The following is a 12,824-nucleotide window of genomic DNA, read 5'->3' on the forward strand; positions in this document are numbered from 1 at the left end:
GCAAGCCACCGGCCGCCTCCACAAGGACAGTTACGGTGGGTACCCGGTCAGATTGATTGAGCAAAAGTGAGGCGCTTCCCATGCCCAGCAATGTCAAAGAAAAAACACAATTGTTACGCGGCTTTGTTCCTTATAAGGAAGAACAGGGCGAGGAATACATGAACGAGCGCCAGCTCGCCCATTTCACCAATATCCTCGATACCTGGAAGAAACAGCTGATGGAGGAAGTGGACCGTACTGTTATGCATATGCAGGACGAAGCCGCAAACTTCCCGGACCCGGCCGACCGTGCCAGCCAGGAAGAAGAGTTCAGCCTGGAGTTGCGCGCACGTGACCGCGAGCGCAAGTTGATCAAGAAAATCGACCAGACTCTGCTGCGCATCGAAGATGACGATTACGGTTTCTGTGATTCCTGCGGCGTCGAGATCGGCATCCGTCGTCTGGAAGCACGCCCCACCGCCACGCTTTGCATCGACTGCAAAACACTGGCGGAGATCAAGGAAAAGCAGATCGGCGGCTGATAGCCGGCCTCCCCTCCCGCTGGCGACGCTTAAGGATTGGTGTCGCCAGCCGGTTTCCCCTGACACAGGCCCCGCAGCATGCATGCCAAGCCTTACGTCGGACGCTTCGCCCCAACGCCCAGTGGTCATCTGCATTTTGGTTCGCTGCTTGCTGCGCTCGCCAGTTATCTCGACGCACGTCACCATACCGGCCGCTGGCTGGTGCGGATCGAAGATCTCGACCAGCCTCGCAATATGCCCGGCGCAACCGATCACATCCTCAGCACGCTTGAAAATTATGGCCTGGGATGGGAGGGCAATGTGTTGCAGCAAAGCCAGAACCTCGATCGCTACAGCCACATACTGCACAGTTTGATCAAGCGCGGCGAAGCCTACTATTGCGATTGCTCGCGCAAGCTGATTATGGAACACGGAGGGGTCTACCCCGGTTTTTGCCGTACCCGGGATTTACCGGCCGGGAGCAACCATGCCATCCGCGTCCAGGTTCCGGATCAACAGATCAGGCTGAGCGACCGTCTGCAGGGCATATTCAGCCAGAACCTGGCCAGCGAAGTCGGTGATTTCGTGGTGCGACGTCGCGATGGCATCGTCGCATATCAATTCGCAGTAGTGGTGGATGATATCGATCAGGGCATCACCGACATCGTCCGCGGGGCCGATCTGCTTGACTCCACGCCGCGCCAGTTGTGGCTTTATCACCTGCTGGAGGCTACGCCACCGCGCTATCTGCATATTCCGCTGATCATGCGCAGGCAGGGCGAAAAGCTCAGCAAACGACTCGCTTCAGAGCCGATCGAAACAGGCCATGCACCTGCCACGTTGTTTCGGGCGCTTACCGCGCTGGGCCAACAGCCGCCGCACGCCTTACGCAACGCGCCGGTCAGCGAACAGTTGGCATGGGCCGCCCCCAACTGGCAACCACAGCGGCTGCCGGCAATACAGCAAATGCTTGAGGACAGTCTCCCGCCCACGTAACTTGGCAAGCCCACCCGGCCTGATTACCATCAGACAACTTCGATACGGAAGCGTCATGTATATTTACCGATTGGTATTGTTGCTGGTAATCGGCATCTACCTGTTTTCCCCTGCAATCATGGACTGGTGGATCGAACCCCAGGGCGCCTGGTATCGCCCCTATGTTCTGTGGTTGATTCTGATCATTGCCGGCATGCTTCTGCAAAGCCCAAAGGACACTGATGAGCTTTGATCTGGGACTGCTGCTGCTTATCAGCGTCGTTTACCTGCTCGCCCTGTTTGGCGTCGCCTGGATTACTGAAAAGGGCATGCTGCCCCGCGGCGTGCTGCATCATCCTGCGGTGTATACGCTCTCGCTTGGCGTATACGCCAGCGCCTGGGCCTTCTACGGCACTGTTGGCCTGGCCTATCAGTATGGTTACGGCTTTCTTACCTATTATCTCGGGCTGTGCGGCGCGTTCCTGCTCGCACCGGTGCTGCTGAACCCGATTCTGCGCCTGACCCGCACCTACCAGTTATCGTCGCTGGCCGACCTGTTCGCGTTTCGCTTCCGCAGCACCTGGGCCGGCACACTGACCACCATCCTCATGTTGATCGGGGTGCTGCCGCTGCTGGCCTTGCAGATCCAGGCGGTGGCCGATTCCGTACAGATACTCACCCGGGACCCGACCCAGCACTCGATTGCCCTCGGGTTCTGCTTGCTGATTACCCTTTTTGCCATCCTTTTCGGTGCGCGCCATATTTCCAACAGGGAGAAGCACGAAGGCCTGGTCATGGCGATTGCTTTCGAGTCGCTGGTCAAGCTGATCGCCATCGGAGCCGTGGGTCTGTATGCCCTGTTCGTGGTATTTGATGGCCCATCCGGGCTGGAAGACTGGCTGGCAAATAACCAGCAGGCTTTGAAGACCCTGCACACGCCGCTTCAGGAAGGCCCGTGGCGGACCCTGCTACTGGTGTTCTTTGCTGCCGCGATCGTCATGCCGCACATGTACCACATGGCGTTTTCCGAGAACATCAATCCCCGGGCACTGGCGACCGCGAGCTGGGGGCTCCCGCTGTTCCTGTTGCTGATGAGCCTGGCGGTACCGCCGATTCTGTGGGCCGGGCTGCATCTGAACGTCTCGACCAATCCGGAATACTTCACGCTGGGTCTGGGGGTCGCAGCCGGCGCCGACTGGCTGACGCTGCTGGCCTACGTTGGCGGGTTGTCCGCCGCAAGCGGACTGATCATTGTTGTGACCCTGGCACTCTCCGGCATGGTGCTTAACCATATCGTGCTGCCGGTTTATCAACCGAGCGCCGATAACAATATCTATCGCTGGCTACGCTGGACCCGTCGCACGCTGATCGCCGCCATCATCATGGCCAGCTACGGTTTCTACCGCATGCTGGGTGCGGAACAGGACCTGGCCAATCTGGGTATCGCCTCGTTCGTCGCCACGCTGCAGTTTCTGCCAGGCGCGCTGTCGATACTCTATTGGCCACAGGCAAACCGGCGTGGATTCATCGGCGGCCTGCTTGCCGGCATGCTGGTCTGGGTCATCACCTTGCTGCTGCCGCTGGTTACCGAGCTACGCAGCCTGGAGCTGTTTGGTCTGGTGCTGGATTTCCACGAAGACACCTGGCATTTCGCGACTATCGCCTCGCTGGCCGTGAATATTGTGGTGTTTACCCTGATCTCGCTGTTTACCCAGCGCTCGAATGAGGAGCGCAGCGCGGCCGAAGCCTGTTCGGTGGACAACGTCAGCCGACCGCAGCGCATGGAGCTGGTCGCCAATTCGCCACAGGAATTCGCCCAACAGCTGGCCAAACCCCTGGGCAACAAGACCGCGCAGAAAGAAGTGGAGCAGGCCTTGAATGACCTGCAGCTGCCCTTCGATGAACGCCGCCCCTACGCCCTGCGCCGCCTGCGCGACCGCCTCGAGGCCAACCTGTCAGGGTTGATGGGCCCGGCAGTTGCACAGGAAATGGTAGAAACCTTTCTGCCATTCAAGCTGGCTCGCGACGGGTATGTTACCCAGGACATTCACTTCATCGAGAATCGCCTGGAAGACTATCACTCGCGGCTTACTGGCCTGGCCGCAGAACTCGACGCGCTGCGCCGGTATCACCGCCAGACATTGCAGGACTTGCCGATGGGTGTGTGTTCGCTGGCAAAAGACAGCGAAGTACTGATGTGGAACCGCGCCATGCACGCGCTCACTGGGATCGAAGCAGACAGCGTTATCGGCTCACGCCTGGCGAATTTACCCGCGCCCTGGAACAGCCTGCTTGAGCGCCTGGTGGCGGACCAGTCAGCGCACCTGCATAAACAGAAACTGGTCATCAACGGCCATACCCAGTGGCTCAACCTGCACAAGGCAGCGATCGACGAGCCGGGCAACCTTGGCAGTGGCCTGGTGTTGCTGATCGAAGACCAGACCGAAACGCAGATGCTCGAAGACGAACTGATCCATTCCGAGCGGCTGGCGTCTATCGGCCGTCTCGCCGCAGGCGTAGCACACGAGATCGGCAATCCGATCACCGGCATCGCCTGTCTCGCCCAGGAAATGCGCGAGGAATCGGCTGAACCGGATACCCGTGAAATGGCCGAGCAGATACTGGAGCAGACCCGCCGCGTCTCACGCATCGTACAGTCCATGGTCAACTTCGCCCATGTCGGCAGCCGTCACAACAACGCCAACGAACCGGTCGATCTGGACGCCTGCACCCGTGAAGCGATACATCTTCTGTCACTCAGCCGTAAGGGCCCGGATGTCAGATATGTTAGCCTGTGTAATCCGGACCATCTGGCAGCCGGCGACAGTCAGAGACTGGTGCAGGTATTGATCAATCTTCTGGGCAATGCCCGGGATGCCAGTAATGACGGAGACACCATCACAATAAAAACTGTGCAGGACGAGCATCAGGTCCTGCTCACGGTTGAAGATCAAGGTAGCGGAATCGACAAGGCGATCATGGCGCGCCTGTTCGAACCGTTTTTCACGACCAAGGAGCCCGGCACGGGCACCGGCCTCGGACTGGCACTGGTCTATTCCATCATTGAAGAACATTACGGGCAGATCACCATTGATAGCCCGATGGATGCAGCAACCATGCGTGGCACGCGGTTCACTATTACCCTGCCCCGCTATAGCGTATTGGGTAACGGCACTGGTGCCTGAACGGGCCACGCCGTGATCACAAGAGGTAGATATGTCACATATTCTGGTTGTTGAAGACGAAACCATCATCCGCTCTGCATTGCGACGGTTGCTGGAACGCCACCAATACCAGGTCAGCGAAGCGGGCGCGGTTCACGAGGCTGTCGAACGCTACAACCTTGATGATTTCGACCTGATCATCAGTGACCTGCGCCTGCCCGGCGAACCCGGTACCGAGTTGATTGCCAGGGCATCCGCGACGCCGGTGCTTATCATGACCAGCTATGCCAGCCTGCGCTCGGCGGTCGATTCGATGAAGCTGGGCGCTGTGGATTACATCGCCAAGCCCTTCGACCATGAGGAAATGCTGGCGGCGGTTGCGCGGATTATCGAAGATCACAGCAAGCGGTTGACGCAGCCCGAACCAGACGCTACGACAGCTGACGTCGACGGCGAAGCGGCTACGGTAGGCGATATGGGCATCATTGGCAGCAGCCCGTCCATGCAAACGCTGTTCAAGCGGATCGGCAAGGTCGCCCCCACTGACTCAACCGTCCTCATCCAGGGTGAGTCCGGCACCGGCAAGGAGCTGGTCGCCCGCGCCCTGCATGAACACTCCCGGCGCATAAAAGCCCCGATGATTTCTGTGAACTGCGCGGCCATTCCGGAAACCTTGATTGAATCCGAGTTGTTCGGCCACGAGAAAGGCTCCTTTACTGGCGCCACAGCCGGACGCACCGGCCTGGTTGAAGCCGCCGATGGCGGCACGCTGTTCCTCGACGAAATCGGTGAGCTGCCACTGGAAGCCCAGGCGCGACTGTTGCGCGTGCTGCAGGAAGGTGAAATTCGCCGCGTCGGCTCGGTACAGTCGCACAAGGTTGACGTCCGACTGGTCGCCGCCACTCACCGTGACCTGAAGACATTGGCCCGCCAGGGTCTGTTCCGCGAGGATCTCTACTACCGGCTCAACGTGATTGAGCTGCGCCTGCCGCCGCTGCGCGAGCGCGGAGATGATGTCATGCTGATTGCCGAGGCGCTATTACGCCGCGCGGCCAGGAAGATGGGGCTGAGTGGCCTGCACTTCAGTCGCGAGGCGTCTGAAAGCATTCGCTTGTATAACTGGCCGGGCAACGTTCGCGAACTGGAGAACGCCATCGAGCGTGCCGCGATCCTGTGCGACGAGGATGAAATATCCACCGACCTGCTGGGGATCGAACTGGACCCCGAATACCAACGCGCGTCGGAAGCGACCAGTGCGCTCGAGACCATGCGCCAGTCCACTCCAAAGCCGCAGCAGGATCCCACCGAGGATCTGTCGCTTGAGGACTATTTCCAGCATTTCGTGCTCGAGCATCAGGAACACATGACCGAAACGGAGCTGGCCAACAAGCTCGGCATCAGCCGCAAATGCTTGTGGGAGCGCCGTCAGCGTCTCGGCATTCCGCGCAAAAAAACCGCCAGCAGCTAAGAAAATCATTCACGGGCCCGCTTCGTAGCGGGTCTGTTACCTGTTACCCACCCCACACATGCAAACTGTTACCCCCGATCCGAGCTTACGTAACACCCGTACGGGTTGATTGGTAACAACCCCCTCCCAGACCCTCCCCACCGCAAAGCCAGAAATAAGTAACTCTTTGATTTAAAACGTATTTCAAAACCTGGCACGGCTAATGCTTTATATCCAGTACAACAACAATAAAAACCAAGACACATAACAAAAACAACATTTGCTCTCACCACAACAAAAACAAAACGTGCGGGCGTAGCAAACTGATTTTTTTGGAGAGTGGGAACTCTTTTAGCGAACAGGACGTTCGATTGGATTCGAGAATAATAAAAGTTGCCCAAGCAACCTACCGTTCCAATGCCGAAGAGGCCTGAGTCGCACACCTAAGCTTCCAAAGCAATCCGTTTGTTTTTGGACAACCCGGGATGGGTAAACCATAAGGCGACCTTGTCGCCTGTGCCTAAAAACAACAACAGCTCGAATCGAACAATAATAAAAAAACCACCATTAGGGGGAGTACCTACTCCCCTTGAGCTTTATTTCCCTTCCTTACAATTCCCCCTGCTTCACGCTAGAATACCCCTCTATTAAAAACAGGCAACACTACCGCCTTTGCCCGGATCGCTTTGCTGGTGCAGTTATGCCGGCTCCATCGCAACGGCCCAGGTTTGCCAATGTAACCCACATTCTTTTCCCTGGATCTGCTGACGTTGCGGTACGTCGCGACGGAACGCCACAAGATCTGAACCTGAACGGAAATATGCCGGTGGAATACCTGCCCCTATGATTCGAAAGCTGTTGCAAAAGATCCCCTACCCCTTCGGCCGTCCCGCTCGACGACGCACAACGCCTGCCATTATCCCTGCCAGCCAGCACAATCTGAGTCGGGAGCGGATGAACAGGAATGCCGTGACAGTGGTGGATCGCTTGCAGCAGGCAGGCTACGAGGCATTTGCGGTGGGCGGTTGCGTACGCGACCTGCTGATAGGCATGGAGCCCAAGGATTTCGATGTGGCGACCAGCGCCACCCCGGAGCAGGTGCGCGCCACCTTTCGCAATTCACGTCTGATTGGCCGTCGATTCAAGCTGGCCCATGTGCATTTTGGTCGTGAGATCATCGAAGTCGCCACCTTCCGCTCCAATCATGGAGAAGAATCCATCGACGGCGAAGTACAGAGCGACGAGCATTCGCGCCAGAGTGAAACCGGACGACTGCTGCGCGACAATGTTTACGGCACGCTTGAACAGGATGCACAACGTCGCGATTTCACCATCAACTCGCTGTACTACGATGTGCGCACCGGCAATATCCATGATTTCGCCAATGGCCTGCGCGACATCCGCAACGGTGAGATCCGCCTGATCGGCGATCCGGTTCAGCGCTACCACGAAGATCCGGTACGCATGCTGCGGGCGGTACGTTTTGCTGCCAAGCTGAACTTTGAAATCGAGCCTCACAGCGCCGCCCCTCTGGTCGAAATGTCCGAACTGTTGCACGACATTCCCGCGGCGCGCCTGTTCGATGAGAGTCTCAAGCTGTTGATGAGCGGACAGGGCGAGCAGACCTTCGAGCTGCTGCACCATCACGACCTGTTCGCCCCGCTGTTTCCGGACACCGACGAGGCGATCGAAGACAATCCCGAATACACCCTGAAACTGATTCGCCATGCGTTGCGCAACACCGACGAGCGCATCCGTGAAGGCCGTCCGGTAACACCTGCTTTCCTGTTTGCCGCCCTGCTCTGGCCTGCGCTACCCAACCGCATCAGGGAACTGGAAGAACGCGGCATACCCAGCATCCCAGCCCATCAGCAAGCGGCCCACGAGCTATTGTTCGAGCAATGCCGGCACACCGCGATACCCAAACGCTTCAGCGTTCCCATGCGCGAAATATGGGACCTGCAGCCACGCCTGGAGCGCCGTAACGGGCGCCGCGCTGATCAGATGCTGGAGCATCCTCGCTTTCGTGCAGCCTACGATTTCCTGTTATTGAGAGAAGCCGCTGGCGAGGAGACCGACGGTCTCGGCGAGTGGTGGACGCGCTATCAGAGCGCAACCGAAGACCAGCGACGCAGCATGATTCGTGGCCTCGGTGAAAAGACCTCAGGGCCGAAGCGTCCGCGCGGTCGCCGTAAACGCAAACCCCGCGCCCAGGCTGATTGATCAATGTCTGAACGGTGTTTCGTTGGGCTTGGCAGCAACCAGGCCGATCCTGCTGCGCAGATCGAACGCGCCTGCGAGGCGATCAGCCGCTTACCTCAGGTCATGCTGCGCGCGCGGTCATCGTTGTATTCAAGCGCTCCTCTGGGACCACAGGATCAACCGTCCTACATCAACGCCGTGGCGATGATCGATACCCGGCTGCAACCAGAGGCTCTGCTTGACGCGCTACAAGCCATCGAGCAGCAGCAGGGACGAGTACGCAAAGCCGAACGCTGGGGACCGAGAACGCTTGACCTTGATATATTGCTGTTCGGCAACCGGGTCATTGATACGCCACGCCTGCAGGTTCCGCATTACCATATGCATGCCAGACCCTTCGTGCTCTACCCTCTTGCCGAGCTGAATGCACAATTGGTGATGCCCGATGGCACACCATTGAGTGACTTGCTTCTGGCCTGCCCGGCGGAGGGTATCGAGCCCATCGCTGACAGTGCCCAGACCTATTGCTGATGAACCAGGACTGTTGCTGCAGCGTCACGGCTATAATTGGCCGGGAACAGACTCAAGACAAGGATCCCACCCGTGAAGAACACAGGGTTGTCGGGAAAAACAACATGGACAGTAACTGCGGATATAATCGCCCACCAATCCTAATCACTGGGACCAACCATGCCTGACGTAACTCTGACGACGCTCAACAAGCTCAAGCGGAATGGCGAAAAGATTGTCTGTCTGACTGCATATGATGCGACTTTCGCTCATATGGAATGCCAGGCCGGCGTAGAGGTCATACTGATTGGCGATTCATTGGGAATGGTCCTGCAGGGGCACGACAGCACCCTGCCGGTGACCATCGACGACATGGCCTACCACACCCAGTGCGTCAAACGCGGCAACCAGGGCGCGCTGATCATGGCTGACCTGTCTTTCATGACCTACGCCACGCTGGAACAGGCGTTGGCCAACAGTGCCCGGCTGATGCAGGCAGGCGCACATATGGTCAAGATCGAAGGTGGCAGCTGGCTCGCCGAGTCGGTGACTACTTTGGTACGCAACGGCATCCCCGTCTGCGTTCATCTGGGCCTGACACCGCAGACGGTCAACGTGCTGGGTGGCTATAAGGTGCAGGGCCGCGAAGAGGCGCAAGCCAAGGCACTGCTGGCCGATTGCAAAGCGCTCGAAGCGGCGGGCGCCAGCATGCTGGTGCTCGAATGCGTCCCCAGCAGCCTGGCGGCCGAAATCACGCGGTCAGTGGGTATTCCGGTCATCGGCATCGGCGCAGGCAGCGAGACCGACGGCCAGGTGCTGGTGGTTCACGATATGCTTGGACTGTCACTCAGCGGGCGTATGCCGCGCTTTGTGAAGAATTTCATGACCGGGCAGCCGGATATCCAGTCAGCCGTTCGCGCCTATGTCGAAGCGGTCAAGGCTGTCGAGTTTCCCGCGGCCGAACACGAGTTCTGAACAGATGAACACCGTACATACCATTACCCAGCTACGTGCTGCGGTTGCCCGGGCGCGCCAGGAAGGCAAGCGGATCGGCCTGGTGCCCACCATGGGTAACTTGCACGATGGTCATCTCGCGCTGGTGCAGAAAGCGTTGCAAAGTACCGATTACGTGGTGGTCAGCATCTTCGTTAACCCGCTGCAGTTCGGCCCCAGTGAAGACCTCGACAGCTACCCGCGCACCCTGGCGGCGGACCAGAGCAAGCTGCTTGATGTCGGGGCCAACCTGGTGTTCGCTCCCACGCCCAAGGAGATGTACCCGGACGGCATGGACGGGCACACCCGCATCAGCGTCCCGCTGGTATCCGAAGGCCTGTGTGGGGCCAGCCGTCCCGGACACTTCGAGGGCGTCGCCACCGTGGTCAGCAAGTTGCTCAACATGACCCAGCCGGACCTGGCCGTGTTCGGCAAGAAGGACTATCAGCAGCTCGCTGTCATCCGCAAGATGGCCCAGGATCTGTGCATGCCGGTGCAAATCATGGGTGAAGCCATCGTCCGCGACGCCGACGGTCTGGCGCTCTCCTCACGCAATGGCTTTCTCACCGCCGACCAAAGGCAAATTGCTCCCAGGCTGTATCAGGTATTGGTACAGATCGCCGAACAGATTCAGGGCGGACGCCGTGACTATCCGGCGGTGCTTGACGGCGCGCGCCAACACCTTATCGACGCAGGCATGCGGCCCGACTATCTGGAGCTGCGCGACTCGGTAACGCTGAACCCGGTGGGCGCCGACAGCAAACAGCTGATCGTGCTGGCAGCGGCATTCCTCGGTACAACCCGGCTGATTGATAATCTCGGTTTCGAATTGAACTGAGCTCCCCCAGCTGCCGGTGCGCATCGGCAGCTACACCTCTGCTGAACTACACTCAAGCAGGCTCCAACTCCGCTCCTCGACGGCCTGCGCTCGCATCTCTTTTGTCGAGGTCATATCAGACCAAAGAAGGGTTGAAGCAGCCGCTTTTATCGGCAAGTCTTGAGCCATAGGGTTCTGTTACGCGACAGGCTGTTGAAGGCCTGACAGAACGCGCCGCCAATAACAATAGAGGACTGTCCATGTACAAGATCGAGAATCACAAGATATCCGATGCTGCCCGCGTTAACAGCCATGCTGACGAAGCCACCTATAACCGGCTCTACAAGCAGTCCATCGAGCAGCCTGAAGAATTTTGGGCCGAGCAGGCCAAGCGCTTTCTCGATTGGGACCAGCCCTGGTCCAAGATACATGAAAGCGACATGAGCAAAGGCGAAGCGGCCTGGTTCATTGGTGGCAAGCTCAACGTCAGCAGTAACTGCATAGATCGACACCTGGCCACCCGCGCTGACCAGGTCGCCATTATTTGGGAAGGCGATGACCCTGCCGACTCGAAAAACATCACCTATCGCGAGCTGCACGAGCAGGTCTGCCGACTGAGCAATGTGCTCAAGGCGCGTGGCGTGAAAAAGGGCGACCGGGTGTGCCTGTACATGCCGATGATTCCGGAAGCTGCCTTTGCCATGCTGGCTTGCGCCCGTATTGGCGCCGTGCATTCGGTGGTGTTCGGTGGTTTTTCCCCTGACGCGGTGCGCGACCGCATCCTCAATGCCGATTGTCGTGCGGTGATCACCGCGGACGAAAGTGTGCGTGCAGCCAAACGGGTGCCCCTGAAGCAGAACGTCGACAAGGCCCTGTCGGAATGTCCCAACGTGCACACCGTCATTACCGTGCAGCGCACCGGCGGCGATATTGAATGGAACGAGTCGCGCGACGTCTGGTATCACGAGGCGTGTGCCGGCGTCAGCGCCGAGTGCGCGCCGGAGCCGATGGACAGTGAAGACCCGCTATTCATTCTCTATACTTCAGGCTCCACCGGGCAGCCCAAGGGCGTGTTGCACACCACTGGCGGTTACCTGCTCGGCTCTGCCATGACTCACCACTATGTATTCGACTACCACCAGGGCGAAGTTTACTGGTGCACGGCCGACGTCGGCTGGGTCACCGGGCATTCCTATATTGTCTATGGACCGCTGTGCAATGGCGCCACCACGCTGATGTACGAAGGCGTGCCGACCTATCCTGATGCGTCCCGCTGCTGGGAAATCATCGACAAGCACCAGGTCAATATCTTCTATACCGCGCCTACCGCTATCCGCGCATTGATGTCCAAGGGCGATGAATATGTCACCAAGACGTCCCGCGCCAGCCTGCGCCTGCTCGGGAGTGTGGGCGAGCCGATCAATCCGGAAGCCTGGGAATGGTATTACCACGTGGTCGGCGATATGCGTTGCCCAATTGTGGATACCTGGTGGCAGACAGAAACCGGTGCCATCATGATTGCCCCGCTGCCTGGCGCTACCGACCTCAAGCCAGGCTCGGCGACCCGCCCGTTCTTTGGCGTCGAACCTGCACTGATGGATCCTGAAGGTAACGAGTTGACCGGTCCGGCGAGCGGCAATCTGGTTATCAAGCGCTCCTGGCCGAGTCAGATCCGCACCGTATATGGCGACCACCAGCGCCTGGTGGATACCTACTTCAGCACCTACAAAGGCGTATATTTCACCGGCGATGGTGCCCGCCGTGACGAAGACGGCTACTACTGGATTACCGGCCGGGTCGACGACGTACTCAACGTATCCGGACATCGAATCGGCACCGCCGAAGTCGAAAGTGCTCTGGTGCTGCATGATGCCGTCGCCGAAGCCGCTGTGATCGGTTGCCCGCATGACATCAAGGGCCAGTGCATTTACGCCTACATCACGCCGATGCACGGGGTGACGCCCAGTGATGAGCTGGTTCAGGAAGTACGCGCATTTGTCGCCGAACAGGTGGGCGCATTCGCCAAACCGGATTTCGTACAGTGGGCACCCGGACTTCCGAAAACCCGCTCCGGCAAGATCATGCGCCGCGTTCTGCGCAAAATCGCGTGCGACGAGCTCGACACCCTGGGTGACACCTCAACGCTCGCCGATCCGTCAGTCGTCGAAGAACTGATTCAGAACCGGCAAAACAAGCCATCTTGAGACCTCTCAGCG

10 protein-coding genes are annotated in these 12,824 nt (G+C 58.7%); all 10 read left to right on the forward strand.

The features are described from left to right. Positions 1 to 80 precede the first annotated feature (80 nt). The 10 genes from dksA (at position 81) to acs (ending at position 12,812) form a co-directional block, all read left to right on the forward strand. Positions 81 to 521 carry an RNA polymerase-binding protein DksA gene (gene dksA, locus FZE95_RS13600; protein ID WP_150301411.1) on the forward strand — a complete coding sequence of 147 codons (441 nt, stop codon included), beginning with the start codon at positions 81 to 83 and terminating at the stop codon, positions 519 to 521. A 78-nt stretch (positions 522 to 599) separates the two neighbouring features. After that, positions 600 to 1,496: a tRNA glutamyl-Q(34) synthetase GluQRS gene (gluQRS, locus tag FZE95_RS13605; protein ID WP_150301412.1), complete on the forward strand. Its 897-nt coding sequence runs from the start codon at positions 600 to 602 to the stop codon at positions 1,494 to 1,496. A 55-nt stretch (positions 1,497 to 1,551) separates the two neighbouring features. Next, positions 1,552 to 1,728 (forward strand): hypothetical protein, encoded by a 177-nt coding sequence (locus tag FZE95_RS13610; RefSeq protein WP_150301413.1) that lies wholly within the window; start codon positions 1,552 to 1,554, stop codon positions 1,726 to 1,728. Next, positions 1,718 to 4,660, forward strand: coding sequence for a sensor histidine kinase (locus tag FZE95_RS13615; RefSeq protein WP_150301414.1), 2,943 nt, complete (start codon positions 1,718 to 1,720; stop codon positions 4,658 to 4,660). Before FZE95_RS13610 ends, FZE95_RS13615 begins: the two co-directional genes overlap by 11 nt. Before the next feature lie 31 nt (positions 4,661 to 4,691). Then, on the forward strand, positions 4,692 to 6,107 hold the full coding sequence (locus FZE95_RS13620) for a sigma-54-dependent transcriptional regulator (RefSeq protein WP_150301415.1): 1,416 nt from the start codon (positions 4,692 to 4,694) through the stop codon (positions 6,105 to 6,107). Between the two features lie 822 nt (positions 6,108 to 6,929). Beyond that, a complete protein-coding gene (gene pcnB / locus FZE95_RS13625; protein WP_150301416.1) occupies positions 6,930 to 8,309 on the forward strand; it encodes a polynucleotide adenylyltransferase PcnB in 1,380 nt (459 codons plus the stop codon). Positions 8,310 to 8,312: 3 nt separating this feature from the next. Beyond that, positions 8,313 to 8,819 (forward strand): 2-amino-4-hydroxy-6-hydroxymethyldihydropteridine diphosphokinase, encoded by a 507-nt coding sequence (gene folK / locus FZE95_RS13630; RefSeq protein ID WP_150301417.1) that lies wholly within the window; start codon positions 8,313 to 8,315, stop codon positions 8,817 to 8,819. 159 nt (positions 8,820 to 8,978) lie between these two features. Continuing rightward, positions 8,979 to 9,773, forward strand: a complete 795-nt coding sequence (gene panB / locus FZE95_RS13635) for a 3-methyl-2-oxobutanoate hydroxymethyltransferase (RefSeq protein WP_150301418.1) — start codon at positions 8,979 to 8,981, stop codon at positions 9,771 to 9,773. A gap of 4 nt (positions 9,774 to 9,777) precedes the next feature. Beyond that, entirely contained in the window at positions 9,778 to 10,629 is an 852-nt protein-coding gene (gene panC / locus FZE95_RS13640; protein WP_150301419.1) for a pantoate--beta-alanine ligase, read from the forward strand. A 239-nt stretch (positions 10,630 to 10,868) separates the two neighbouring features. Further along, the gene (gene acs, locus FZE95_RS13645) at positions 10,869 to 12,812 is read left to right on the forward strand and encodes an acetate--CoA ligase (protein ID WP_150301420.1); all 1,944 of its coding nucleotides are present in this window, start codon (positions 10,869 to 10,871) and stop codon (positions 12,810 to 12,812) included. Positions 12,813 to 12,824: the final 12 nt, after the last annotated feature.

The sequence above is a fragment of the Pseudomonas profundi genome, assembly GCF_008638305.1.
Lineage (GTDB): Bacteria > Pseudomonadota > Gammaproteobacteria > Pseudomonadales > Pseudomonadaceae > Halopseudomonas > Halopseudomonas profundi.

What these genes read in the sequence shown, in the direction of transcription:
- dksA (WP_150301411.1), top strand. Translation starts at nt 81, where the DNA reads ATGCCCAGCAATGTCAAAGAAAAAACACAATTGTTACGCGGCTTTGTT.
- gluQRS (WP_150301412.1), top strand. Translation starts at nt 600, where the DNA reads ATGCATGCCAAGCCTTACGTCGGACGCTTCGCCCCAACGCCCAGTGGT.
- FZE95_RS13610 (WP_150301413.1), top strand. Translation starts at nt 1,552, where the DNA reads ATGTATATTTACCGATTGGTATTGTTGCTGGTAATCGGCATCTACCTG.
- FZE95_RS13615 (WP_150301414.1), top strand. Translation starts at nt 1,718, where the DNA reads ATGAGCTTTGATCTGGGACTGCTGCTGCTTATCAGCGTCGTTTACCTG.
- FZE95_RS13620 (WP_150301415.1), top strand. Translation starts at nt 4,692, where the DNA reads ATGTCACATATTCTGGTTGTTGAAGACGAAACCATCATCCGCTCTGCA.
- pcnB (WP_150301416.1), top strand. Translation starts at nt 6,930, where the DNA reads ATGATTCGAAAGCTGTTGCAAAAGATCCCCTACCCCTTCGGCCGTCCC.
- folK (WP_150301417.1), top strand. Translation starts at nt 8,313, where the DNA reads ATGTCTGAACGGTGTTTCGTTGGGCTTGGCAGCAACCAGGCCGATCCT.
- panB (WP_150301418.1), top strand. Translation starts at nt 8,979, where the DNA reads ATGCCTGACGTAACTCTGACGACGCTCAACAAGCTCAAGCGGAATGGC.
- panC (WP_150301419.1), top strand. Translation starts at nt 9,778, where the DNA reads ATGAACACCGTACATACCATTACCCAGCTACGTGCTGCGGTTGCCCGG.
- acs (WP_150301420.1), top strand. Translation starts at nt 10,869, where the DNA reads ATGTACAAGATCGAGAATCACAAGATATCCGATGCTGCCCGCGTTAAC.